The following is a 23,553-nucleotide window of genomic DNA, read 5'->3' as shown; positions in this document are numbered from 1 at the left end:
GCTCTGCCATGCTCCGAACCCGCCTCGCCCTGGCCGCGACCGTCTGCGCGACGCTCGCCGCCACCTTCACCACGCCTCCCGCCGCATCGCAGTCAGCACCACCGACTGCCACGGCGGAGTCCGCACGAGGGACGCTGCCCAGCGGCGCCCGCTACCTGCTCCGCGAGCCCGAACGATGGAACGGGACCGTGCTGGTGTGGAGCCCCGGGTTCAGCGGCTCCGCCGGGGGAGAGGCCTCCGCGTCACCCTCGGACCCGGTCGCCACCTGGCTGCTCTCGCAGGGGTACGCCCTGGCCGGCTCGAAACCCGCCACGGCCGGGTGGGCGGTCGAGGACCTGCTGCGCGACCAGGACGACCTGGCCGAGGTCGTCGCCGACGAGCTGGGGGAGCCGCGCCACGTCGTCGCCTGGGGTGCCTCGATGGGCGGTCTCACCTCGGTCGCGCTCCTGCAGGCACATCCGGACTCCTTCGACGCCGCGCTGCCGCTGTGCGGCTCGGTCGGCGGTGCCGTACCGATGCTCAACCAGTCGCTCGACGCGACCTTCGTGCTGAAGACCCTGGTCGCCCCCGGCGACGACCGGCTCGTGCTGACCGACGTGAGCGACGAGGCCCAGCGACAGGCCGCCTTCGCCGAGGTGCTCGAGGAGGCCCAGCAGACCCCGGAGGGCCGCGCGCGGATCTCGCTGGCCGCCACCGTCGGGCAGATCCCGACCTGGACCCAGGTCGGCTCCGAGCGCCCCGCGCCGGGTGACCTCCTCGCCCAGCAGCACCAGCAGTACGCCGCCTTCCTCTGGGGCGCGGTCTCCCCGCGCCAGCCGCTCGAGGAGCGCGCCGGCGGGAACTTCTCCTGGAACACCGGCGTCGACTACGCCCGCCAGCTGGCCGGGTCGGAGACCTCCGGCCTGGTCCGGAAGCTGTACGCCGCGGCCGGGCTCGACCTGCGCAGCGATCTCGCGCAGCTTGCCGCCGCCCCGCGGATCAGCGCCGACCCGGACGCGGTCGACTACATGACCCGCAACGCGACCCCGGCCGGCGACCTGACCGGGCCGGTGCTGTCGGTCCACGAGACCGGCGACACCGCCCCGACCGTCGGCCAGGCCAGGACCTTCGCCGACCGCGTACGCGCCGCCGGCGATGCCCCGCTGCTGCGTCAGACCTTCGTGGACCGGCCCGGTCACTGCGCCTACTCCGACGCCGAGACCGCTGCGCTCGTCACCACGCTGCACGAGCGGCTGACCTCCGGCAGGTGGGGACCGTCGACCCGGCCGGCGGAGCTCAACCGCCTCGCCGACCGGATCGCCTCGACGAGCGACCTCGACCGCGGCATCGGCCGTTTCGCCGACGCTCACCCGCGGCCGATGCTGAGGCTGTAGGGCCCAGACGTCGGTTCAGACGTCGGCTCAGACGTCGCGAACGGTGTTGCGGAGCGTGCCGAGCCTGGTGATCTCGACCTCGACGACGTCGCCGTCGACGATGAAGCCCTGCGGGTCCATGAAGAGGCCGACGCCGCCCGGCGTGCCGGTGACGATGACGTCGCCCGGTGAGAGCGGGGTGAAGGTGGTGACGTACTCGATGATCGCCGGGATGTCGTTGATCAGGTCGGCGACCTTGCCCTTCTGCCGCACCTCGCCGTTGACCCGGGTGGTGACCTCGAGCTCGGTGACGTCACCGACCTCGTCGGGGGTGACCAGGGCGGGGCCGAAGCCGCCGGTCCCGGGCCAGGTCTTGCCGGGCAGCCACTGGCTGGCGGCGCGCTGCCAGTCGCGTACGGAGAAGTCGTTGTAGACGGCGTAGCCGGCGACGTGGTCGTAGGCGTCCTCGCGCGCGACCTTGTGGGCCGGCTCGGAGATCACCAGGGCGAGCTCGCCCTCGTAGTCGAACTGCGCGGAGGAGGCCGGCTTGAGGGCGTCGGCGCCGTGGCCCATCTGGCTGTCGGCGTAGCGGGCGAAGACGACGGGCGCCTCGGGGGCGGCCTTGCCGATCTCGTCCTGGTGGCTGCGGTAGTTGACGCCGATGCAGATGATCTTGCCGGGCTCGGGGATGACCGGGGCGAGCTCGACGTCGTCGAGCGCGACCGGGTTCTCGGTGTGGCCGGCCAGGCCGGGCAGCGCGCCGGCGGCGATGGCCGCGGCGAGCGAGGGCGCCTGGCTGGTGGCGTCGTAGATCGTCTCGTCCTCGAGGCGTCCCCAGGCGATGGTCTGGTCGGGACGGAGGTAGCTGACGAACTGGCTCATGTGGTGCTCCTGTTGCGTGGTTGGTGTCGCCGGATCAGGCGACGGGGGAGGGCTCGGTGAGGAAGGTCCGCAGCGTGTCGATGACGCGGGTCTCGCCCGCGGCACCGAAGACCGCGGCGACGTAGCGGTCGGGGCGGACCAGGACGAAGGTGGGTGCGGGACCGGCGCCGGCGGTGAGGACCGGTGTGGTCTCGGCGACCTCGCCGGCCGCCGGCGCGTGACCGGGGGCGAGGACCCGCACCCGGGTCGCTCCGATCGCGTCCCAGAACGGCGAGACGGCGGGCTGGCTGTCGCCGCCGATCTGCAGCAGGCTCCAGCCGAGACCGAGATGGGCATCGAGGCCGCCCTCCTTCTCCGAGGCGTCCCGGACGGCCGGCTGGCTCAGGGCCCGGCCGACGGCGACACCGTCGAGGGCGGCGTCCTCGGGCGCCACCACCGCTCCGGCGGAGTAGTCGGGCGGCGTGATGAAGCGCATGTTGGCCAGGAAGCTGCGTACGCTCGGGATCAGGCTGAGCGCCCGGACCGTGGCGTCGCGCAGCCGGGTGGCGACCGGGTTGGTCCCCATCACCACCGCGCCGATCCGGCGGGAGACGACCATCATCGACCGCCCGTGCGGACGCCGCTCGACCTCGTAGGTGTCGAGCAGCCGGTCGCCCGCGCGGCCGCGGCAGACCTCGGCCAGCTTCCAGGCGAGGTTGGTGGCGTCACGTACGCCGGCGTTGAGGCCCTGGCCCGCGAACGGTGGCATCAGGTGGGCGGCGTCGCCGACCAGGAACGCCCGGCCGGAACGGTAGGTGCGCGCGACCCGCTGGTGGGCGACGTAGACGGCGGCGCGGCGTACGTCGGCAGGGTCGAGGTGGTCGCGGAACCTCGGGACGACCAGGTCGCGGATGGCGTCCGGGGTGGTCATCGCGTCGGGGTCCTCGTCGTCGAAGAGCATGAACTCCAGACGCAGCCGGCCGTCGACACCGGGGACGAGCACGAAGGGGCGCTGGCCATCACCGTGGAACTCGGCGAACGGGTCTCGCACGGTCGGCTCGTTGGCCAGGTCGATGACGATCCAGCGCTGCGGCTGGGTGGTGCCCTCCAGCTCGATGCCCAGCGCCGTGCGGACGAAGCTGCGACCGCCGTCGGCACCGATCAGCCACGAGGCAGTGATCTGCTCGGATGCGCCGTCGATGACGGCCGAGACCGTCACGCCGTCCTCGTCCTGGACCAGACCGGTGACCTCGGCGCCGCGGACGAACTCGATGTCGGGGTGGGCGAGGGTGCGCTCCCAGAGCAGACGCTCCAGGATCGGCTGGTCGAACTGGGTCTTGGCCGGGTGGCCGAGCCGCGACGCGGTCGGCCGGGCCTCGAGCAGCAGCCGGTCGCCGAGACCGAAGTAGCGGCTGCCGGTGTCGAGCAGCGACTCGGCCTTCAGGGCGTCGGCGACCCCGATCTGCTCGAAGGTGCGGAACGACTCGTCCTGCAGGCTGATCGCCCGCGGCAGGTCGCCGGGCTCCGTCTGCTTCTCCAGGATCGTCGTGGTCACGCCGGACTCGGCGAGCAGCAGGGCAGCGACCATGCCGATCGGGCCCGCGCCGACCACGACGACGTCACGATGCGCGCGCACGGAGCCCTCCTTCCTGTCGCGGGCGGAGGACGAAGTCGGCGTCGAAGTCGGCGCCGCGGGTCAGCTCCCAGTACTCCAGGTGGCTGAACGGCCACACCTGGGAGACCCGTCCGTGCGAGTTCTTGTACCAGGTCTGGACCTGCGGCTGGCCCCAGGCGCGCTCGGCGTTGCCACGGTCGATCCAGTCCACGAACCGGTCCAGCGCCTCCTGGGTGACCTCGACCGCCGCCATCGCGCGGCGGAGCAGCTGGTGGATCGCCTCGGTGGTGAACTCCACCCCGCACTCGATCATGAAGTGGAACTGCCCGTTGACCACGTAGTTGGTGTTCGGACCCTGGATGAGGAAGAGGTTGGGGAAGCCCGGCACGGCCACGCCGGCCCATGCGGTCGCGTCACCGTTCCAGTGCTCCTTGAGCGTCTTGCCGGACGGGCCGGTGACCACGATCGGGTCGAGGTAGTCCGACGCCTTGAACCCGGTCGCGTAGATGACCACGTCGACCGGATGCTCCTCACCGTCGGCGGTGACGATGCCGTCCGGGGTGAAGCGCTCGATCCCGGCGGTGACGACCCGGGTGTGCTCCTGGTGGAGCGCCTCGGCCCAGACACCGTTGTCACGCAGCATCCGCTTGCCGCCCGGCGGGTAGTCGGGCACGACGATGTCGAGCATCTCCGGCTTGGCGGCCCACTGCTTCCGCATGATCTCCGTCAGCGTCTCGCGCACCCGCAGGTTGACCTCGGAGACCGAGTCGGTGCGGTCCCACTCCGGGTCCACCTTCACCGTGTGCAGCCGGCCGGTGCGGGCACCCCAGAACGCCTGGAAACGGAACCACTGGCCGTAGTGCGGAAGGTGCTCGCACAGCCAGGCGACGGGCTCGGGCGTGGGGTCGTGGTAGTTCGGCGCCGGGACCGTCCACGGCCCGGAGCGCTGGAAGACGTCGAGGTGGGCGACGTCGTCGACGATGCTCGGCACGATCTGGTACGCGCTCGCACCGGTGCCGACCACCGCGACCCGCTTGCCGCTCAGGTCGACGTCGTGGTTCCAGCGGGCCGAGTGCATCTGTACGCCGCGGAAGTCGTCCTGCCCCGGGAACGACGGCACGTTCGGCTTCTCGAGCTGGCCGGTCGCGGCGATCACCGCGTGGAACCGGCGCACCTGCTCGACGCCGTCACGGCGGACGACGACCTCCCAGGCCGAGGACTCCTCGTCCCAGGTCATCGAGACGACCTCGGTGTCGAACTCGACGTGCTCGCGCAGCTGTGCGCGGTCGACGATCTCGACGGCGTACTCCTCGATCTCGGCGCCCTCGGCGAACGCGCTGCGCCAGTCGGCACGCTGCGCGAAGGAGAAGCTGTAGCCGAAGGTCGGGGTGTCCAGGCGTACGCCGGGGTAGGTGTTGGCCCACCAGGTGCCGCCGACCTCCGGGTTCTTCTCGAAGACCACGAACGGCACCCCGGCCTGCTTGAGCCGGTACATCGCCGCGATCCCGCTCATCCCGGTGCCGATGACCGCGACCTCGAAGTCGCGGTCGGGGGCGACGTCCTCGAAGCGCCACCTCGGCGCCCCCGGACGGTCGGTGACCAGGTCGAGCTCGTGCATCATCAGCGCCGCGTCGGCCTCGCCGGCGCCGCCGGTGATGAACTCGACGATCGCGCGCGCCTCCTCGGGGAAGAGGGCCCGCGGCTTGGTGAGCTGCTCGTCGCGCACCCGCTTCAGGCCGGCCAGCGCGAGCTCACGGGCCTCGGCCTGCGCGCTCTCGCTGAGCCCGCCCTGCGGCTTCGGCGTCGTCTCGACCGGAGGCCACGGCGGGCGCAGGTGGGTCGGGATCAGGGCGTGGTCGCCGGTCACCGCGGCCAGCGCGGTCAGCAACGAGGGGAGATCGGCACCTGCGACGATGCGGGCGAGCTCCTCGTCGGAGGCGTCGATGGGGGAGTAGTCGTCGCGCCAGTAGACGTCGTCGACCTTGGTCGGGCTGTGAGCGGCGCTGTGGGAGGGGTTCATCGGCGGACCTCGATCCCGGCGACGTCCAGCACCCGGCCGAGCACCTCGTCGAGCTCCTGGCTCAGGCACTCGGCGGCGACGACATGGTCGGGGCGCAGGATCACCGCGCCGACCGGCCGGGCGTCGAACCACGCCTGCAGGCTCTCCTCGCCACCGAGGTCGCCGACCACCGTGACGCCGGGCGAGGTGTGCTTTGCCGTCCACTGCAGCTGCGACCTCGGCACCACCTGGACGAGCCGGGCACCGATCCGCTCCAGGGTCGCGATGCTCTCGGGCGAGAGGAACGCCATCGGGTCGTTGTTCCAGGTGATGACCCGCCAGCCCTGCCCGGTCGCGTCATCGAGCAGCATCGGGACGCCGTCGGTGTCGGTCGCGCGCGGCTGGGGGAAGATCGTGCCGGCCGTCCGCGCGACCTCGCGCGCCGGCAGCGACTTGAAGGTCGGCAACGGCGTCTGCACGATCACACCGGCGTCGAACTTCGGCTGCGGCTTGAACGCCTGCCGCTTCTGCGCCTCCCGCTCCTCGGGGGTGCGGGCGGCGGCGATCCGGTCGCGCTCGGCGGCCTTCTCGGGGTCGTGGTCGGTCATCTCCTTGGCCATGCCCAGCGAGACGGCCACCATCTGGCGTACGTGGCTGAGCCGCTCGACCTCGTAGGTGTCGAGGAGCTTCTCGTCGGCGTGCCCGTTGACGACCGCGGCCAGCTTCCAGCCGAGGTTGAAGGCGTCGCGGATTCCGGAGTTCCAGCCCTGGCCGCCGACGACCGGCATCACGTGCGCGGCGTCGCCGGCGAGGATGATGTTGCCGGCGCGGAACGAGCCCGCGATGCGGGCGTGGTGGCGGTAGACGCGGCGCCGGATGATGTCGAGCCGGGTCGGGTCCGGCACGTGCGGGCGCAGCAGGTCGAAGACGAACTCGTCGTCGTCGACGACCGAGGCGTCCTCGTGCTCGAAGAGGGTGAACTCCCAGCGGCGGATGCCGTGCGGCAGCGCGATCGAGGCGTAGCTGCGGGCGGGGTCGCCGCCGAAGACGGCGTGCGGGGTGCCGATCGGGTCGTTCGCGACGTCGATGACGATGCCGTCGCTGGGGCGGGTCTCGCCGTCGAAGGAGATGCCGAGCCGCTTGCGGGTCGGCGAGGCGCCGCCGTCGGCCGCCACCACGTAGCGCCCGGTCAGCGTGGCGCCGTCGGCCAGCGTCGCGGTGACCTGGTCGCCGCCGTCCGCCAGGTCGGTGACCTCGGCGCCGAAGCGCGCCTCGACGGTGTCGAAGCGGTCCAGACCGGCGAGCAGCACCTGGTCCACCAGCGGCTGCACGAAGCCGTTGCGCCGCGGCCAGCCGAACTCGCGGGTGGTCGGGTTGACCTCGGAGAGGATGAGCCGGTCGCCGTTGACCATGTAGATCTTCTGGTCGGGGATCGTGTGCGGGAGCACCTCGTCGACGAGGCCGGCGGTCTGCATCGTCCGCAGCGCCTCGTCGTCGATGCCGACCGCACGCGGGTAGTCGACGAGCCGGTCCTCCCGCTCGAGCAGCACGACGCGTACGTCCTGCTGGCCGAGGAGGTTGGCGAGGGTCAGCCCGACGGGCCCGGCCCCGATGATGATGACGTCGGTATCGGTGGTGGTCATGGTGTCGTTTCCGTCGTGGTGCTGCGCGCGGACTGGAGCGCGGTGATGGAGTCGCCGAACGCACGGTTCAGCAGGACGAGGTCGATGCCGAGGCCGACGTAGTCGACCCGGCCGTCGGCGAGGAGGTCGGCGGCGTAGGCGGGCTGGCCGGAGTAGATCCCGAGCGTCACGTGGTGCGCGCTGGTGAGCTCGCGCAGATGCGTGATCGCGTCGAGCACGGGTCCGTCGGTCCAGTCGCCGCGGCCGGGCAGGCCGTAGGAGACCGCCAGATCGGCCGGGCCGATGTAGACCGAGTCCAGGCCGGGGGTGGCGATGATCTCCTCGGCGCTCTCGACCCCGACGCGCGTCTCGATCTGGGCGATCGTGGAGACGGCGAGGTTGCCTGCCTCGGTGTAGGACTTCCCGGTGTAGAGCGCGGGCCGCGAGGGGCCGAGGCTGCGGTTGCCGACCGGGAGGTACTTGGTGGCGGCGACCAGCGCCTCGGTCTCCGCGCGAGACTCGATGGTCGGCGCGATGATGCCGCGGGCGCCGCTGTCGAGCAGCCGGAGGATCGTGGCCGGGTCGGTCGACCCGACGCGCGCGTAGGCGTAGGCGTTCTCCCGCGGGAGCGAGCGGAGGATGCCGCAGGCCGGCTCGAGACCCAGCTCGCCGTGCTGCAGGTCGAGGATCGCGCCGTCGTAGCCGGCGGCCGCCGCCCACTCGGGGATCGAGAAGGACGGCAGCGTCTGGTGGTAGAGGACGGGAGCGCTGCCCCCGAGCGCCGCAGCCTTCACCTCGCGGCTCCGGCCCGGTCCTCAGCACGGTCGGCCAGCCGAGCGGCGTGCGCCGCCGCAGCCGCACCACCGAAGAGCGGCACGATCTGCCGGCGTACGAACCGCCACTCGCCGTCCACGCGGCGGTAGCGCTCGCGGAACTCGCCGACCGAGGCCGGCTCGGTCTGCGGCTCGTTCGAGTCGCGGAAGGTGAGGTACTGCACCGTGCCCTCGACCTCGTCCTCGGCGTCGGCGGCGCGCACCAGCCGGATGGCGCCGATGAAGTGGCGGCCGACGATGTCGGTCTGCGCGGCGCGCTTGGCACCCCAGACCTTCATCTTCTCCCGGTCCATGTCGCCCATCGGGCCGACCGAGACGCCGTCCTCGGTGTAGAGCTCCCAGGTCGTGTCGGCCTGGTTGTGGTCCAGGCGGTAGAGCATCTCCGAGATGAGCTGCTCGATCTCGACGCGGGTGGTCACGTCCACGGGGCGGTAGTCGCTCATGTTCTCTCAGCCTTTCGAGTCGGCGGTCGCGACCACGCGACCGAGTCCGGTGATGGTGGCGACGCACTCGACGTCGGCCGGCCAGGGTTCGATGTATCCGATGGAGCCCGACAGGAGGATCTCCCCGGCCCGCAGCGGCTCGCCGGTGCGCAGCGCGGTCTCGGCGAGCCAGATCACCGCGTTGACCGGGTCCTCGAGCACGTTCTTGCCGATCCCGCGGGTGATCTCGACGTCGCCGCCGGTGATGACCATCTCCACGCCGGTGAGGTCGACCTCGCCGTACGCGTGCTTCTCCTCGCCGAGCACGATCCCGCTGCAGCCGGCGTTGTCGGCGATGGTGTCGACGATCTGCCCGACCGAGCCGCCGTAGCGGAAGTCGACGACCTCGAACGCCGGCGTCACGAAGTCGATCGCGGCCTCGACGGCCTCGCGAGAGGCGTCGAGGATGTCCGTCTTGATGCCGAAGGCGACCTCGGCCTCGATGAGCAGCCGGTTGTAGCGCGAGAGCGGGAGGTGCACCCCGGAGGCGTGCGCCATGTCGTCGTGGATGATCCCGTAGTCGGGCTCGTCGATGCCGACGCGCTCCTGCACCAGCGGGTTGGTCAGGCCGACCTTGCGGCCCACCCGGCGCACCCCGAGCTCGGTCTCCCGGAGCCGGGCGAACTCGGCCGAGATCGCGTACGCCGCGTCCAGGTCCCGCTCGGGCAGCCGCGGGCTGACGTAGGGGACGGTGCGCACGTCGCGCTTGGCCTCGAAGAGCTCCCGCGCGATCGTCTCGATGGTCTCTCGGTCGACGCTCACGAGGTCTCCTCCGCGCTGTGCTTGGTCAGGAAGGCGCAGGCCGCGGCGTTGAACTCCTCGGCGCCCTCCCACTGCGGCCAGTGCGCGGCACCGCGGATCAGCAGGTACTCGCCGTCCGGGATCAGGCCGCACAGCCGCTCGCCCTCGGCGGCGTCACCGGTCGGCTCGTTGTCGGTCCACACCATCAGCGCGGGCACCGGCAGCGCGGCGAAGTCGTCGTCGGTGACGCGGTTGCGCCAGCGGGTCTCCGGCTCGCGGAGCGCGGAGACGTTGGCCATGCTGAAGCCCTCGCGCGAGTAGATCGCCTGCCGCACCCGGACGAGCTCGTCGGTGATGAGCTCCGGGTCGTGGATGACGACCTGGAGCCGCTTCTTGACGTTCTCGAAGGTCGGCTCGCTCACCGCGCGGGCGCCGACCGACTGGGTCTTGTCGAGCTGGGGCTCCTCGAGCATCCGGCCTCCCGGCGCGGACAGGATGACCGTACGCAGCCGCTCGGGGTGCTTCGGGGCGAACTTCAGCGCGAGCCAGCCGCCGAGCGACTCCCCGGCCAGGTGCACCCGGTCGAGGCCGAGCGCGTCGAGCAGGGCGAGGAGGTGCTCGGAGTAGTCGGCGATCTCCAGCGGGTGGTCGGCGAGCGTGGTGTAACCGTGGCCGGGATAGTCGTAGCCGACGACCCGGAAGCCGGCCTCCACGAGCGCGCGTACGTTCTGGGTCCAGGCCTCGATGTGGCCGCTGGTGCCGTTGGCGAGGACGACGGTCTGGGCGTCGGGGGAGGAGGCCGGGAAGTCGAGCACCCGGGTGCGGTAGCCGTCGGCTTCGACGTACCGCAGCGTGTGCTCGAGATCGGCGATCTCCTCCCAGAAGGTCGCCAGGTGTGCGCTGCTCATGCGGTGATCGCAGCCTGGATCGCGAAGCCGGCGCCCCAGTTCTCGACCGGCCAGTAGTGGTCGACCTCCATCCGGTAGGAACCGGCCGTCGACAGCGCCGCGTAGGCAGCGATCCAGCTGCGCATCTCGTGGGCCGCCGAGCCGCCCTCCGCGCTGAACCAGCCGTTCTCCCAGGAGTCGACCGGGGTCAGGTCGCCGGAGCGGAGGACATCGAGGACGAGCTCGTCCCACTCCTCGTTCAACGGGTCGCTGGGCGCCTTGCCGTCCGCGATCGCCTGGATGCCGCGGACGATCATCTGCTCGCGCTCCTGCCGCTCCTCGCGGGTGGGGGCGTACGCGATGAGCCGCTCGTGCACGGTGCCGGGGGCGCCCTCCCAGCGCGGGATCGGCGGGCTGTGCGAGATCCCGCCGGAGGCGAGGAAGAGCACCTTCTTGTCCAGGCGCTGGGCGGCGCGGCCGAAGGCCTCGCCCATGAGACGGACGCGCTGCATCGGGGAGAGCGGCAGCCCGATCGCGTTGACGAAGACCGGGACGACCGGCTGGGTGAAGTCCTTCCCGAAGACGAAGTCGAGCGGCTGGACGACACCGTGGTCGACCTTCATCTGCTCGCTGCGGCCGATGTCGATGCCCTCGCTCAGGACGGCGTCGTGGAACCAGCGGGCGGCGTCGCCGTCGACCGGCAGCGGCCCGGCGGTCGTGTTGTAGTCACCCACGCCCTCCGCGACCGCGCCGATGACCCAGGGGGTGATCAGCGAGTAGAGCTGGCCATTGAAGTGGTCGGGGCCGAAGACGACGACCAGGTCGGGGTCGTAGTCCTTGACGAACCCCTGCACCTCCTCGATCGCGGAGGTGATCTCGGCGAAGGTGGTGCCACCGGGGTCGACGTTCCCGAAGGACGGGGCGTGGGAGAGCGCAGCGACAGCGAGCGACATGCTGTTGCCTTTCGTGTTTCGTTGGTCGTGGATCGGGATCGGTTCAGACAGCGGTGCCGACAGGGGCGGGCTGCTCGACGGCAGCAGCGGCGCTGTTCTTCAGGGACAGGTGCAGGACGACGATGCAGACGGCGGCGAGGAGCATCGGGAGCGCGAAGACGGTGAACGCTGCGCCCATGCTCATGCCGGCGTCGAAGGCGGCGCCGCCGACGATCGGGGCGGCGATGCCACCGAAGCGGCCGGCGCCGATGACGATCCCGAACCCGGTCGAGCGGGCCAGCGTCGGGTAGAGCGAGGGGACGATCGCGTAGAAGCCGGCGGTGCCGGAGCAGACGAAGAACGAGGCGAGGAAGAGGGTCCACCACGCGGTCGGCATGCTCGGGCCGACGATGCCGAAGAGCGACAGCGCGCCGGTGGCCACCACCAGGAAGACCGGGGTGAGGATGCGCAGGTTGACCCGGTTGCCGATGAAGCCGAAGACGACGTTGCCGAGGATGCCGCCGATGCTGAACGCGGCGACCATCGAGGAGGCGAGGGCCGGGTTGCGGTTGGCGCCGGCGACGGTGGCCGCCGACCAGTTGGTCATGAAGTAGAAGCTGATCATGTAGGCGATGTAGCCGACGATCATCAGCACCGAGTAGAAGCCGGCGCGGCCGGTGAAGACCGTACGCAGCGCGCCGTCGGCCTTGACCTTGACCGAGTCCGTCTCCGGCAGGGCGGCGAGGGCCGGACGTCCCATCTTGACCAGGATGGCGTTGAGGCGTGCCAGCGAGTCGGGGCGCTTGCCCTCCGAGAGCCAGGCCAGCGACTCCGGCAGCAGGAAGAAGGTCGCGATCGCCGCGATGGCGCTCAGCGCGAAGCCGACCCACCAGCCGTACTGCCAGCCGTTCTCGGCGAGCATCGGGCCGACGATCACCGATCCGAGCAGTCCGCCGATGTTGATGGCGGCGGCGTAGATCGCCATCACCAGCGGGTAGACGCGCTTGCCGGTGTACTCGGAGAGGATGACGCCGACGACGGCGACCAGCGCGCCGATGCCGACACCGGTGATGATCCGGCTCAGGACGAGCGGCCAGGTCCCGGTCTCGATGGAGGCGAACGGTCCGATGAACATGCCGACCGCGATGGTGATGGTCGCCATGATGCCCATCCGACGGCGGCCGATGCGGTCCGCCAGCGGCGCGACCACGATCGAGCCGACGAGCATGCCGATCAGGGCGCCGGACATCACCAGTCCGAGCTGAGCCTTGGAGACCCCGAAGCCCTGCTCGAGGTACGGCGCCGAGAACGAGGTCAGCGAGACGTCGTAGCCGTCGAGAACCACGAGGGTGATGGCGACGACGACGGCTCGTATCTGGAGCCCGCTCATCTTCTGGTTGCCGATCTGATCGGTGATCTTCATGAGGCCTCTTCTGCCAGTGGTCTGTCTTGGAGCTGCGCGGGCGACGTCGAAGGAGGACGAGCCTGCGGGCGCAGGGGGAGTGATCGCGCCGGGTCGCGACCGTAGAAGAAAGGTTCTAGAATCTGCGTTCTAGGATTGATAGAGTGACGGTCGACACATGGATGTGTCAAGGTCGACTTCGAAATTTGTTTGTGCCGCGTCTCGCGGCGGTGAGGGATCGAATGACTGAGAAGCGCAAGGCCCACCAGGCATCGGCCGGGTCCAAACGGGCGATCTTGGAGGCGGTCCTGTCGCGGGCTGTCGAGGCCGGCTACGAGGGCACGACCATGGCCGACGTCGCCCGGGTCTCCGGCCTGCCGATCGGGTCGGTCTACTGGCACTTCAAGAACAAGGAGCAGCTCTTCGTCGAGCTGCTCGACTACTGCTACGAGGTCTGGCAGGAGAGCACCGCGCCGGTCCGCGACATGCGAGAGCTCCTGCACAACACGATCAGCAGGTCGGCTGCGGCCTCGGCCGACCTGGCCGACCCGGCCGCGGCGTTCTGGAGCATCGGTCTGGTCTTCGCCTTCGAGCGGCGGCTCGAGGACAACCTCGCCCGCCAGCGCTACCTCGAGATCCGCAGGAAGATGTTCGAGTCGGTCACCTCGCTGCTGCGCACGACCTACGACGGTGTGCCGGACGACGTCGCCGCCGAGCTCGCCCACGACATGGCCGTCATGGGGCGTGCCCTCACCGACGGGTTCCGTGTCGCCGCGGCCGCCGGTGACGACACCGACTTCGACCGCTACGCGTCGTTGACCGCCGACGCGCTCGAGTCCTTGGTCGCCTCCCGTCTGAAGGAGTACGCGCATGTCTGAGCCCATCTTCACCGGTCCCGAGCGCGTGGCCGTCGTGGTCGGCGGCGGCTCCGGCATCGGCGCCGCCTGCGTGCGCGAGCTCGCCGGCCACGGCTATCGTGTGGTCGCGATGTCGCCCTCGGGCCGGGCGCGCGAGCTCGCGGAGTCCCTCGGTGGAGCCGGCGTCGACGGCTCCAACACCAGCACCGACGACCTGCGCGCGTGCGTCGACCTGGCCGTGGAGCGCTACGGCCGCATCGACACCGTCGTCAACAGCAGCGGCCACGCGGCTCGCGGTCCGGTCCTCGAGATCAGCGACGAGGAGTGGGCGGCCGGGTTCGACATGTACCTGATGAACGTCGTCCGGATGGCGCGCCTGGCCACGCCCCACCTGATGGAGTCCCGCGGCACGATCGTCAACATCTCCACCGCCGGGGTCTTCGAGCCCAGTGCGATGTTCCCGGTCTCGGTGACGATGCGCGCCGGTCTGGCCACCTTCACCAAGCTCTACACCAACGAGTACGGCCCTCAGGGTGTCCGGATGAACAACGTGCTGACCGGCCTGACCAAGGACGACCCGACCACCGTTCCGCCCGAGTGGACCACCGGCATCCCCCTGCGTCGCGCGCAGAGCACGGCCGAGCTCGCCCGGGTCGTACGCTTCCTCGCCGGTGAGGAGTCTGCCTACATCGCGGGTCAGAACCTTCGCGTCGACGGAGGGGAGATGCGCGCCGTCTGATCGCATGGTGACCTGAGTCACAGGAAACCATTGCCCTTGCCGCCCTTCTTCCCTTAATGTTCCAGGGGGCAGAAGGAAGATTCCACGATACGAAATCGAGGGAGCGGATGGGCCTGCCTGCAGACGTCGAGACCACCGGCGCGACACCCCTGGAGATCCTCATCCAGAGGGCGCGCGAGCTCCTTCCCGAAGAGGGCGTGATCACCGACCGCGCCCGGCTGCGCACCTACGAGTGCGACGGGCTGGCCCACTACCGGGTGACGCCGGCGCTGGTCGTGATCCCGGAGACCGCCGAGCAGCTGGCCGGCATCGTGCGGTGCTGCGCCGAGCAGCAGATCCCGTACGTAGCCCGCGGCTCGGGCACCGGCCTCTCCGGCGGCAGCCTGCCGCACGCGGAGGGGGTGCTCGTGGTGACCTCGCGGCTGCGGGCGATCAAGGAGGTCCGGCGCGACGACCAGCGGGCCGTCGTCGAGCCCGGGGTGATCAACCTCGACGTCACCCGGGCGAGCACGCCGGACGGCTACTACTACGCGCCCGACCCCTCCAGCCAGCAGGTCTGCTCGATCGGCGGCAACGTCGCGGAGAACTCCGGCGGCGCCCACTGCCTCAAGTACGGCTTCACCACCAACCACGTCCTCGCCGCCGAGTTCGTCACCGCCGAGGGCGAGCAGGTGCGTCTGGGCGGGGACGCTCCGGACAGTCCCGGCTATGACCTGCTCGGGGCGGTGGTCGGCTCCGAGGGCACCCTCGGGATCGTCACCGAGGTGACCGTGCGGCTGGTGCGGCTGCCGGAGAAAGTCGTCACCCTGCTGGTCGGCTTCGACTCCACCGACCGTGCCGGCGCCGCCGTCTCCGCGATCATCGCGGCCGGCATCGTCCCGGCGGCGATCGAGATGATGGACGCGCTCGCGATCGAGGCCGCCGAGGCGGCGGTCGCCTGCAACTACCCGGACGGTGCGGGCGCGGTGCTGGTCATCGAGCTCGACGGCCCGGCGACCGAGGTCGACGCCGAGTATGCCGACGTGGTGCGGCTCTGCGAGGAGACCGGCGCCTTCGAGCTGCGCACCGCGCAGACGCCCGAGGAGCGGGTGCTGATCTGGAAGGGCCGCAAGTCGGCCTTCGCCGCCGTCGGCCGGATCAGCCCCGACTACATCGTCCAGGACGGCGTCATCCCGCGCACCGCCCTGCCCGAGGTGCTCCGCGCGATCGCCGACCTCTCCGAGCGCTCCGGCGTACGCGTCGCCAACGTCTTCCACGCCGGCGACGGCAACCTGCACCCGTTGGTGCTCTTCGACGACGCCGTCCCCGGCGCGGGGGAGGCGGCCGAGGCGGTCAGCCGCGGCATCCTCGACCTCTGCCTGCAGCACGGCGGCTCCATCACCGGCGAGCACGGCGTCGGCGCCGACAAGGCCGCCCACATGCCGAAGATGTACGCCGCCGAGGACCTCGACACGATGCAGCTGATCCGCTGCGCGTTCGACCCGGACCGGATCTCCAACCCGGGCAAGGTCTTCCCGACGCCGCGGCTGTGCGGAGAGCGACCGGGCCGCCGGCAGGGCGCCCATCCGCTCCAGGAGGCCGGCGTGGCGGAGGTCTTCTGATGAGCGAGTCCCTCGCTGGTCGAGCCGCGAGCGAAGCGAGCGTGGCGAGACCAACATGGTCCGTCGCAGGCGTACGCCCCGGTCGCACCGAGCGCCCCACGAACACCGCCGAGGTCGCCCAGATCATGCGCGATGCCGCGGCGGCGGGGGAGTCGGTGATCCCGACCGGCGCCGGCACCAAGCTCGACTGGGGCAACCCGCCGACCTCCGCCGACGTCCTGCTCGACCTCTCTGCTCTCGACGGGGTGCGCGAGCACGCCGCCGGCGACCTGATCGCCACTGTTGGCGCGGGCACGCCGCTGAGCCGGCTGAAGGAGCACGTCGCCACCGCCGGCCAGCGGCTCGCGCTCGACGAGACGATCGCCGGCGCCACCGTCGGCGGCACCCTGGCTGCCAACACCAGCGGCCCGCTGCGGATGCTGGCCGGCACGATGCGTGACCTGCTCATCGGCGTCACGATCGTGCGCGCGGACGGGGTCGTGGCCAAGGCCGGTGGCAAGGTGGTCAAGAACGTCGCCGGCTACGACGTCGGCAAGCTCTTGGTCGGCTCGATGGGCACCCTGGCCGTCGTCACCGAGGCGACCTTCCGGCTCCACCCGGTCCCGCAGACCCGTCGCTGGGTCACCGTCGCCGCCCGCGACGCCTCCCATGCCGCCGAGCTCGCCCGGGCGGTCCTGCACTCCCAGACGGTGCCGGCAGCTCTCGAAGTCGACGCCACCGGCGACGGCATCGAGGTCGCCGTGCTGGTCGAGGGTCGTCCGGAGGGGGTGGCGGGGCGTACGGCCGTGCTGTCCGGGCTGCTGCCCGGCGCCACGGTCGACGAGGAGCCGCCGGAGTCCTGGGGCCGCTATCCATGGGCCGACATGAGCAGCACACACCTCGGGATCAAGGTGACCTTCCGGCTCTCCGGGCTCGCCGACGTCATCGAGGCAGCCGGCGAGCTCGGGCTGCGCGGCTCGGCCGGTGCCGGTGTCGCGTACGTCGCGATGCCGGCCGACCAGGACCTCACCGAGATCCAGGCACGGCTCACCCGGTTGCGCGAGGCCGCGCTGCGCCACGGCGGCAGCGCCGTCGTCCTCGACGCCCCGACCTCGGTCAAGCCGCAGCTCGACCTGTGGGGGCCGGTCCCGGGCCTGGAGCTGATGCGCCGGGTCAAGGACGAGTTCGACCCCGACCACCGGCTCAGCCCGGGCCGCTTCGTAGGAGGGATCTAGTCGCATGACGGACATGGACATCCGCCAGATGGGCGCCTTCGACGAGCACCACCCGCCCGACAGCGACCTGCTCGGCGACTGCGTGCACTGCGGCTTCTGCCTGCCGACCTGCCCGACCTACGTGCTGTGGGGCGAGGAGATGGACTCGCCGCGCGGGCGGCTCTACCTGATGAAGGAGGGCCTCGAGGGCGAGCCGATGTCGGACTCGATGGTGCAGCACTGGGACAGCTGCCTGGGCTGCATGTCGTGCGTGACCGCCTGCCCCTCCGGCGTCCGCTACGACACCCTCATCGAGCAGACCCGCGCCCAGGTGGAGCGCAACCACCGGCGTACGCCCAAGGAGAAGGCGCTGCGCGCGCTGATCTTCTCGATCTTCCCGCACCCCAAGCGGCTCCGGGCCATGCGTGGACCGCTCAAGCTGCTGCAGCGTACCGGCCTGGACCGCAGGCTGCGCAGCACCGGTCTGCTCGACCGGATGGCACCGCACCTGGCCGCGATGGAGCGGCTCGCACCGACGATCACGGACGCCGACCCGCTGCCCGAGCTGATGCCGGCGGTGGGGGAGCGGCGGGCGAGCGTCGGCATGCTCACCGGTTGCGTGCAGGGCGCCTTCTTCCCCGGGGTCAACGCCGCGACCGCGCGGGTGCTCGCCGCCGAGGGCTGTGACGTGGTGATCCCGCCGAGCCAGGGCTGCTGCGGCGCGCTCTCGGTGCACAACGGCCGCGAGGAGGAGGCCCAGACCTACGCGCGCCGGATCATCGACACGTTCGAGGACGCCGGCGTCGACCACATCGTCATCAACGCCGCCGGCTGCGGCTCGACCCTTAAGGACTACGCCCGGCTGCTCGCCGACGACCCCGCGTACGCGGCCAAGGCCGAGGCCTTCGAGGCCAAGGTGCGCGACATCGCCGAGATCCTCGACGAGCTCGGCCCGGTCGCCGAGCGCCACCCGCTCGACCTCACCATCGCCTACCACGACGCCTGCCACCTCGCCCACGCCCAAGGCGTACGCAGCCAGCCCCGCGCCCTGCTGCGAGGCATCCCGGGCGTCGAGCTGCGCGAGATCGCCGAGGGCGAGATCTGCTGCGGCTCGGCCGGCATCTACAACATCCTGAACCCCGAGCCCGCCCGCGAGCTGGGCGAGCGCAAGGCGCGCAACATCGTCGCCACCGGCGCCGAGGTGCTCGTCACCGCCAACCCGGGCTGTCTGCTGCAGGTCGCCTCGTCGATCGCGGCGCAGGGACACCGCCTCGGCATGGCCCATCTCGTCGAGGTGCTCGACGCCTCGATCAGCGGCTCCTCGCCCGAGGAGCTGCGCACCCGCACCATCTGACCCACCCACCCCCACTCGGGGGCTCCGCTCCTCTCCCACACCACGAACCCACGGAGTCGCCATGTTCGAGCCATCACCAGACCAGGTCGGCGGTTCGCTCGCCCTGAGCGCGCTGTGCGGCGCCCTGCCGCTGGTCACCATGTTCGTCCTGCTCGGCGGTCTGAAGATGAAGGCCTGGCAGGCCGGCCTCATCTCCCTCGCGGTCGCGCTCGTCGTCGGCATCGCACTCTTCGAGATGCCGGCCGACGACGCGCTCCTCTCCGCCGCCCAGGGCGCGCTGCTGTCCGGCTTCTTCCCGATCATGTGGATCGTGATCAACGCGGTCTTCGTCTACAACCTGACCGTACGCACCGGCCACTTCGACGTGCTCCGGCGTGCGTTCAGCAAGGTCAGCGACGACCAGCGGATCCAGGCGCTGATCATCGCCTTCTCGTTCGGTGCGCTGCTCGAGGCGCTGGCCGGGTTCGGCACCCCGGTGGCGATCACCGTGGTGATGCTGATGGCGCTCGGCTTCAAACCCGTCAAGGCCGCAGCGGTCGCGCTGATCGCCAACACCGCGCCGGTGGCGTACGGCGCGATGGCCTCGCCCATCAACGCGCTCTCGGACCAGACCGGCTTCAGCGTCGACACCCTGGGGGCGATGGTCGGCCGCCAGACCCCGATCCTGGCGGTGCTCGTGCCGCTCATCCTGGTCTTCGTCGTCGACGGCAAGCGGGGTCTGCGGCAGACCTGGATCGCGGCGCTGACCTGCGGCGTCGCCTTCGGTCTGGCTCAGTTCGTCGCGTCGAACTACATCTCGGTCCCGCTGGCCGACATCATCGCCTCGCTCTTCTCGGTCGTGGTCGTCGTCGGCCTGCTGCGGGTCTGGCAGCCGCGGGAGAAGGTGCTCGCCGAGGCGCTCGTCGGTGCCGGTGGCGGAGACGTCTCCGGTGCAGCGGACGGCGTATCCGGCGTCTCCAGCGGCGCGTCCGGTGACGCCGACGGCGAGGCGCGCGACAGCAGCCGCGAGGTGTTCAAGGCGTTCCTGCCGTACGCGATCATCATCGTCATCTTCGTGATCGTCAGCATCCCGGTGGTCAAGGACGCGCTGGCCCACCGCCCGTTCTCGCTCTCCGGCACCGACCACACCCCGACGGTGGTCTTCCCCGGTCTCAGCGACGTCGCCGGCGCCCAGGGCGGCTTCAAGCTCGACTGGTTCCCGGCCGCCGGCACGATGCTCCTGCTCTCCGGCATCCTCACCGCGATCTTCCTGAGGATCCGGCCAGGGGCCGTCGCGGCGACGTACGGCGCCACCTACAAGCAGCTCGCCCCCGCCATCGTCACCGTGATGGCCGTGCTCGGCCTGGCGTACGTCATGAACTTCTCCGGCCAGACCGGCTCGATCGGCGCCTGGCTGGCCGGCGCCGGCAGCGCCTTCGCGATCCTCTCGCCGATCCTCGGCTGGCTCGGCGTGGCTGTGACCGGCTCCGACACCTCCGCCAACGCCCTCTTCGGCCTTCTCCAGGTCACCACCGCCAAGGAGGCCGGCCTGGACCCGATCCTGATGGCCGCCTCGAACTCCTCTGGCGGCGTGCTCGGCAAGATGGTCAGCCCGCAGAACCTCGCCATCGCCGCTGCTGCGGTCGGCATGGCCGGCAAGGAGGGCGAGATCTTCCGCAAGGTCTTCGGCTGGAGCATCGCGATGCTGGCCTTCATGTGCGTGCTCGTCGCGCTCCAGTCGACGCCGGTGCTGGGGTGGATGGTGCCCTGACTCAGCCGCGCGGAGGCGGCGGCCCACTGCTACCGACCGCCTCCGTGCCGAGCACGTCGAGCAGGGCCAGGGTCTCGGCGTCACGTGAGCCCGGGGGAGCGGTGTAGAGGACCAGGTGCTGGTCGCGGTCGGTGAGGGTGAGGCTGTCGCAGTCGACGGTGATCTCGCCGACCACGGGATGGTCGAACGTCTTGGTGAGCATCGGCGCGGACTGCACGTCGTGGCGCTCCCAGAGCCGGGCGAAGTCGGGGCTCCCGGCGCGCAGCTCCTCGACGAGATCGATCACGACCGGGTCGGTCGGGTAGCGAGCGAGGGTGGCACGGAGCTCCTTGACGACATGGAGGCGGAACTCGGCGGCGTCGGAGATCCCGTACAACGCGGTGGTGCGGGCTCTCGGACCCAGGAACGCCTTGCGGGCGAGATTGCGGTCCCGCGGGTCGAGCTCGGCGTAGTCCTCCATCAGGGCGGCCGCGAGGTCGTTCCAGGCGAGCACCTCGAACGCTGCCGAGGTCACGATGGCGGCGGTCTGCGGGAGCCGGTGGATGAGGGCGAGGATGCTGGGGCGTACGTCGCGGCGGTGCAGGTTGGACCGGATCGGAGCCGTGCCGGCCAGGACGTGGAGGTGGTCGGACTCCGCGTCGGTGAGGCGCAGTGCCCCGGCGATGCCGGCGAGGACCTCACCCGACGGACGCGGCGCGCGGCCCTGCTCGAGCCGCACGTAGTACTCCGTGGAGATGTGTGCGAGGACCGCGACCTCCTCGCGGCGGAGCCCCGGCGTACGGCGCCGCGAACCCGCTGGGAGGCCGACGTCCTCGGGACGGAGGCGCTCACGTCGGCTGCGGAGGAAGGCGCCCAGCTCTTGCTTGTCCATGGTTCCAAGTGTGCGCCCGTGCGGGGCGCTGATCGTAGTACTGCCTATGCCTGGTTGCGGTCCGGTGACGGAGCGAGGTTGGAGAGGTGAACAACGCAGACACAGCCAACCCGACCATCACCGACATCGCTTCGCCCTCGACCGGCCTCCTCGCCGACAAGGTCGTCCTCATCACCGGCGCCAGCCGTGGCATCGGCGCGGCCGCGGCCCGCCTCTTCGCCGCCGAGGGTGCGTCCGTCGTCCTCGCCGCCCGGAGCACCGACGCCCTCGACCGCATCGTCGACGAGGTCCGTAGGGCCGGCGGCACCGCCGACGCCGTCACCATGGACCTGGCCGACAGTGCGAGCATCCGTGCCGCCGTCGACCGCGTCGAGGAGCGGCACGGCCGTCTCGACGGCGCCTTCAACAACGGTGCCGTGGTGCAGCAGCAGCCCGGACCGCTCGGTGGCACGACGGAGGAGGACATCGACCAGCAGTTCGCGGTGAACTTCCGGGCCCACTGGACCGCGATGAACGTCGAGGCCGAGCTCATGCGCAAGGGCGGTGGGGGAGCGATCGTGAACACCTCCAGCATCGGCTCGCGCAGAGCCAACCCGAACCTGCCCGCGTACGGCGCGATGAAGCGTGCGCTCAACAGCATCACCGAGACCGCCGCGGTGACGTGGGCGCCGGAGGCCATCCGCGTCAACGGCATCACCCCCGGCGGCACCGCCACCGAGATGATCGACACCTGGGCCGCCGCCACGCCGGGGATCGTCGAGCACATCACCTCCACGACCCCGCTCGGCCGGATGGCCGACCCCCGCGAGGTCGCCGAGGCCGCGGCCTGGCTGCTCAGCGACCGCGCCTCGTTCGTCACCGGCGCGATCCTGCCGGTCGACGGGGGAGCGGGCGCCTGAGGTCACGCGGAGCCGGCGCCCGCGCCCGCGTCGGCTCCGGTCTCGGGCTCAGTTGCCGGGCCAGTCGCCCGTCCACTTCTGGTAGGCCTGGGCACCCCCACGGCTGACGACCGCCTTGACCAGATAGAAGACCGCGCCCTGGACCGCGGCGGCGACCAGGACCTCTCGCCATCCGTACTCCGACTCGAGAGGCTTCGGCGCGTCCGCGTTCTCACCCGGGGTGGCGTGCTTCCACACCATCTTGAAGACCTGCTGGGCCGTGAACGCAGCGACCAGGCTGCTGGCGATGCCGACCGGCTTGTACATCATCTGGGCGGACTTGCTGCTCTTCTTCTCGGTCTGCATGGGTGTCTCACTCCTCTATCTTCTGGGACTCGCCGCGGCTCTCGCGCAGGCGCCGGCCGCGGTCGATGTCCTTCTCTTCCTTGGCTTCGGCCTTCTCGATGTTGCGGGTGTCGCGCGGCGGCAGCTGGAGCTGCTCCTCGGCTTCGATCCCTGCCTGGAGCTGTCGGCCCCGTTCGAGCTCGGCGTCGAGCTCGGCACCGAAGAGCAGCGCGAGGTTGGTGATCCACAGCCACAGCAGGAAGACGACGACGCCGGCCAGGGAGCCGTACGTCTTGTTGTAGCTGGAGAAGTTCGCGACGTAGAACCCGAAGGCGGCCGAGGCCAGGATCCAGGTCGCGATCGCGATCACGGAGCCCACGCTGACCCACCGGAACCGTGGCTGCTTGACGTTCGGGGTGGCGTAGTAGAGCAGCGCCACGATGAACACCACGACGAGCAGCATCACCGGCCACTTGGCGATGCCCCAGACCAGTACGGCGGTCGATCCCAGGCCGATGGCGTCACCGACCGCCTTCGCCGCGGGACCGCTGATCACCAGACCGACCAGCACCAGAGCGGCCAGGATCACGGTGATCAGGGTGACGAGGAGCATCACCGGGCGCAGCTTCCAGACCGGTCGACCTTCCTCGATCTGGTAGATCCGGTTCATCGCGCGACCGAAGGCGCCGACGTAGCCCGATGCCGACCACAGCGCCAGCAGGAGCCCGATGATGAGCGCGAGGCCGGCGCCCGATGTGCTGCTCAGCTCGGTGATGGTGTTCTCCAGCATCGGAGAGGACACGCCGACGTCGTTGAGGATGCCGATCAGGGTCGACACCGTCTTGGGCCCCTGACCGACGACCCCGACCAGGGACAGCACGGCGAGCAGAGCCGGGAACAGCGCCAGGATCGAGTAGTAGGTCAGCGCGGCGGCCAGGTCGGTGCACTGGTCTTTGATGAACTCGCGCACCGTTCGCCGCAGGATGTAGATCCAGGACGACTTCTTGATGTCGGTCGGCGACTCCGGCTTGGCCGGGTCATCAGGCCGCGGTGCGTCGGTGCCGGGGGCGGTGGAGGCCGTCATCGGTCCGCCCTCCGGCCCGAGACCCGCGGCAGTCGTGCTGCCGGCCGTTGCCGGCTCAGTTCTGGATGGTTGGGCATCTGGACCACCGTTCCCCCGAGAATGCTGTCTTTCCTCACCCGTACCCGTCTGCAGCGATCGCATGAATGCGGTGCGCA

Annotated in this window: 21 protein-coding genes; 8 read left to right on the top strand and 13 right to left on the bottom strand. The window is 70.9% G+C overall.

The genetic code is table 11. The features are described 5' to 3' along the window. Positions 1–8: 8 nt before the first annotated feature. The gene (locus IEY81_RS09885) at positions 9–1,373 is read left to right on the top strand and encodes a prolyl oligopeptidase family serine peptidase (RefSeq protein WP_189118305.1); all 1,365 of its coding nucleotides are present in this window, start codon (positions 9–11) and stop codon (positions 1,371–1,373) included. A gap of 27 nt (positions 1,374–1,400) precedes the next feature. Here the strand turns inward: IEY81_RS09885 and IEY81_RS09880 are convergent, their stop codons facing one another. The 10 genes from IEY81_RS09880 to IEY81_RS09835 are packed head-to-tail and all read right to left on the bottom strand — an operon-like array spanning position 1,401 to position 12,747. Beyond that, a complete protein-coding gene (locus IEY81_RS09880) occupies positions 1,401–2,234 on the bottom strand; it encodes a fumarylacetoacetate hydrolase family protein (RefSeq protein WP_189118304.1) in 834 nt (277 codons plus the stop codon). A gap of 34 nt (positions 2,235–2,268) precedes the next feature. Then, positions 2,269–3,825, bottom strand: a complete 1,557-nt coding sequence (locus IEY81_RS09875; protein WP_373292227.1) for an FAD-dependent monooxygenase — start codon at positions 3,823–3,825, stop codon at positions 2,269–2,271. A 7-nt stretch (positions 3,826–3,832) separates the two neighbouring features. After that, a complete protein-coding gene (locus tag IEY81_RS09870) occupies positions 3,833–5,848 on the bottom strand; it encodes a flavin-containing monooxygenase (RefSeq protein WP_189118302.1) in 2,016 nt (671 codons plus the stop codon). After that, the gene (mhpA, locus tag IEY81_RS09865; protein WP_189118301.1) at positions 5,845–7,470 is read right to left on the bottom strand and encodes a bifunctional 3-(3-hydroxy-phenyl)propionate/3-hydroxycinnamic acid hydroxylase MhpA; all 1,626 of its coding nucleotides are present in this window, start codon (positions 7,468–7,470) and stop codon (positions 5,845–5,847) included. Before mhpA ends, IEY81_RS09870 begins: the two co-directional genes overlap by 4 nt. Further along, positions 7,467–8,243 carry an HpcH/HpaI aldolase family protein gene (locus tag IEY81_RS09860; protein ID WP_189118300.1) on the bottom strand — a complete coding sequence of 259 codons (777 nt, stop codon included), beginning with the start codon at positions 8,241–8,243 and terminating at the stop codon, positions 7,467–7,469. Before IEY81_RS09860 ends, mhpA begins: the two co-directional genes overlap by 4 nt. Then, a complete protein-coding gene (locus tag IEY81_RS09855) occupies positions 8,240–8,725 on the bottom strand; it encodes a nuclear transport factor 2 family protein (RefSeq protein ID WP_189118299.1) in 486 nt (161 codons plus the stop codon). Before IEY81_RS09855 ends, IEY81_RS09860 begins: the two co-directional genes overlap by 4 nt. A 6-nt stretch (positions 8,726–8,731) precedes the next feature. Beyond that, entirely contained in the window at positions 8,732–9,526 is a 795-nt protein-coding gene (locus IEY81_RS09850; protein ID WP_189118298.1) for a 2-keto-4-pentenoate hydratase, read from the bottom strand. Then, positions 9,523–10,413: an alpha/beta fold hydrolase gene (locus IEY81_RS09845; protein WP_189118297.1), complete on the bottom strand. Its 891-nt coding sequence runs from the start codon at positions 10,411–10,413 to the stop codon at positions 9,523–9,525. Before IEY81_RS09845 ends, IEY81_RS09850 begins: the two co-directional genes overlap by 4 nt. Next, positions 10,410–11,345, bottom strand: coding sequence for a 3-carboxyethylcatechol 2,3-dioxygenase (locus IEY81_RS09840; protein WP_189118296.1), 936 nt, complete (start codon positions 11,343–11,345; stop codon positions 10,410–10,412). The genes IEY81_RS09845 and IEY81_RS09840 overlap by 4 nt, the downstream gene beginning before the upstream one ends. 43 nt (positions 11,346–11,388) lie before the next feature. Continuing rightward, complete coding sequence (locus IEY81_RS09835; protein WP_189118295.1) at positions 11,389–12,747, bottom strand: MFS transporter; 1,359 nt, start codon at positions 12,745–12,747, stop codon at positions 11,389–11,391. 221 nt (positions 12,748–12,968) lie between these two features. Between IEY81_RS09835 and IEY81_RS09830 the strand changes: the two genes are divergently transcribed. The 6 genes from IEY81_RS09830 to IEY81_RS09805 all read left to right on the top strand — a co-directional run bounded on the left by IEY81_RS09830 (position 12,969) and on the right by IEY81_RS09805 (position 20,220). Next, on the top strand, positions 12,969–13,604 hold the full coding sequence (locus IEY81_RS09830) for a TetR/AcrR family transcriptional regulator (protein ID WP_189118294.1): 636 nt from the start codon (positions 12,969–12,971) through the stop codon (positions 13,602–13,604). Further along, a complete protein-coding gene (locus tag IEY81_RS09825) occupies positions 13,597–14,322 on the top strand; it encodes an SDR family oxidoreductase (RefSeq protein WP_189118293.1) in 726 nt (241 codons plus the stop codon). Before IEY81_RS09830 ends, IEY81_RS09825 begins: the two co-directional genes overlap by 8 nt. Before the next feature lie 107 nt (positions 14,323–14,429). After that, a complete protein-coding gene (locus tag IEY81_RS09820; RefSeq protein WP_229787629.1) occupies positions 14,430–15,923 on the top strand; it encodes an FAD-linked oxidase C-terminal domain-containing protein in 1,494 nt (497 codons plus the stop codon). Beyond that, complete coding sequence (locus tag IEY81_RS09815; protein WP_189118292.1) at positions 15,923–17,137, top strand: FAD-binding oxidoreductase; 1,215 nt, start codon at positions 15,923–15,925, stop codon at positions 17,135–17,137. Before IEY81_RS09820 ends, IEY81_RS09815 begins: the two co-directional genes overlap by 1 nt. A gap of 4 nt (positions 17,138–17,141) precedes the next feature. Continuing rightward, entirely contained in the window at positions 17,142–18,470 is a 1,329-nt protein-coding gene (locus IEY81_RS09810) for a (Fe-S)-binding protein (protein ID WP_189118291.1), read from the top strand. A 61-nt stretch (positions 18,471–18,531) separates the two neighbouring features. Then, positions 18,532–20,220: an L-lactate permease gene (locus IEY81_RS09805; protein WP_189118290.1), complete on the top strand. Its 1,689-nt coding sequence runs from the start codon at positions 18,532–18,534 to the stop codon at positions 20,218–20,220. 1 nt (position 20,221) lies between these two features. Here the strand turns inward: IEY81_RS09805 and IEY81_RS09800 are convergent, their stop codons facing one another. Then, on the bottom strand, positions 20,222–21,091 hold the full coding sequence (locus IEY81_RS09800; protein ID WP_189118289.1) for a helix-turn-helix transcriptional regulator: 870 nt from the start codon (positions 21,089–21,091) through the stop codon (positions 20,222–20,224). Between the two features lie 86 nt (positions 21,092–21,177). On the opposite strand from IEY81_RS09800, the gene IEY81_RS09795 reads away from it, so the two are divergent. After that, positions 21,178–21,990 (top strand): SDR family NAD(P)-dependent oxidoreductase, encoded by an 813-nt coding sequence (locus IEY81_RS09795; RefSeq protein WP_229787627.1) that lies wholly within the window; start codon positions 21,178–21,180, stop codon positions 21,988–21,990. Between the two features lie 48 nt (positions 21,991–22,038). On the opposite strand, the gene IEY81_RS09790 is transcribed toward IEY81_RS09795, so the two are convergent. Both IEY81_RS09790 and IEY81_RS09785 read right to left on the bottom strand, forming a co-directional pair. Further along, positions 22,039–22,335 (bottom strand): DUF4235 domain-containing protein, encoded by a 297-nt coding sequence (locus tag IEY81_RS09790; RefSeq protein WP_189118288.1) that lies wholly within the window; start codon positions 22,333–22,335, stop codon positions 22,039–22,041. A 7-nt stretch (positions 22,336–22,342) separates the two neighbouring features. Continuing rightward, positions 22,343–23,398 carry a YihY/virulence factor BrkB family protein gene (locus IEY81_RS09785; protein ID WP_189118287.1) on the bottom strand — a complete coding sequence of 352 codons (1,056 nt, stop codon included), beginning with the start codon at positions 23,396–23,398 and terminating at the stop codon, positions 22,343–22,345. Positions 23,399–23,553: the final 155 nt, after the last annotated feature.

This window comes from Nocardioides luteus, assembly GCF_014648595.1.
Lineage (GTDB): Bacteria > Actinomycetota > Actinomycetes > Propionibacteriales > Nocardioidaceae > Nocardioides > Nocardioides luteus.
The sequence above is the reverse complement of the archived record's forward strand: the minus strand, read 5'-3'. Positions and strand labels throughout refer to the sequence as shown.

Bases quoted from the DNA above. Each gene is read 5' to 3' on its own strand.
- IEY81_RS09885 (WP_189118305.1), top strand. From the start codon at position 9: ATGCTCCGAACCCGCCTCGCCCTGGCCGCGACCGTCTGCGCGACGCTC.
- IEY81_RS09880 (WP_189118304.1), bottom strand. From the start codon at position 2,234: ATGAGCCAGTTCGTCAGCTACCTCCGTCCCGACCAGACCATCGCCTGG.
- IEY81_RS09870 (WP_189118302.1), bottom strand. From the start codon at position 5,848: ATGAACCCCTCCCACAGCGCCGCTCACAGCCCGACCAAGGTCGACGAC.
- mhpA (WP_189118301.1), bottom strand. From the start codon at position 7,470: ATGACCACCACCGATACCGACGTCATCATCATCGGGGCCGGGCCCGTC.
- IEY81_RS09855 (WP_189118299.1), bottom strand. From the start codon at position 8,725: ATGAGCGACTACCGCCCCGTGGACGTGACCACCCGCGTCGAGATCGAG.
- IEY81_RS09845 (WP_189118297.1), bottom strand. From the start codon at position 10,413: ATGAGCAGCGCACACCTGGCGACCTTCTGGGAGGAGATCGCCGATCTC.
- IEY81_RS09840 (WP_189118296.1), bottom strand. From the start codon at position 11,345: ATGTCGCTCGCTGTCGCTGCGCTCTCCCACGCCCCGTCCTTCGGGAAC.
- IEY81_RS09835 (WP_189118295.1), bottom strand. From the start codon at position 12,747: ATGAAGATCACCGATCAGATCGGCAACCAGAAGATGAGCGGGCTCCAG.
- IEY81_RS09830 (WP_189118294.1), top strand. From the start codon at position 12,969: ATGACTGAGAAGCGCAAGGCCCACCAGGCATCGGCCGGGTCCAAACGG.
- IEY81_RS09825 (WP_189118293.1), top strand. From the start codon at position 13,597: ATGTCTGAGCCCATCTTCACCGGTCCCGAGCGCGTGGCCGTCGTGGTC.
- IEY81_RS09820 (WP_229787629.1), top strand. From the start codon at position 14,430: ATGGGCCTGCCTGCAGACGTCGAGACCACCGGCGCGACACCCCTGGAG.
- IEY81_RS09815 (WP_189118292.1), top strand. From the start codon at position 15,923: ATGAGCGAGTCCCTCGCTGGTCGAGCCGCGAGCGAAGCGAGCGTGGCG.
- IEY81_RS09810 (WP_189118291.1), top strand. From the start codon at position 17,142: ATGACGGACATGGACATCCGCCAGATGGGCGCCTTCGACGAGCACCAC.
- IEY81_RS09805 (WP_189118290.1), top strand. From the start codon at position 18,532: ATGTTCGAGCCATCACCAGACCAGGTCGGCGGTTCGCTCGCCCTGAGC.
- IEY81_RS09800 (WP_189118289.1), bottom strand. From the start codon at position 21,091: ATGGACAAGCAAGAGCTGGGCGCCTTCCTCCGCAGCCGACGTGAGCGC.
- IEY81_RS09790 (WP_189118288.1), bottom strand. From the start codon at position 22,335: ATGCAGACCGAGAAGAAGAGCAGCAAGTCCGCCCAGATGATGTACAAG.
- IEY81_RS09785 (WP_189118287.1), bottom strand. From the start codon at position 23,398: ATGACGGCCTCCACCGCCCCCGGCACCGACGCACCGCGGCCTGATGAC.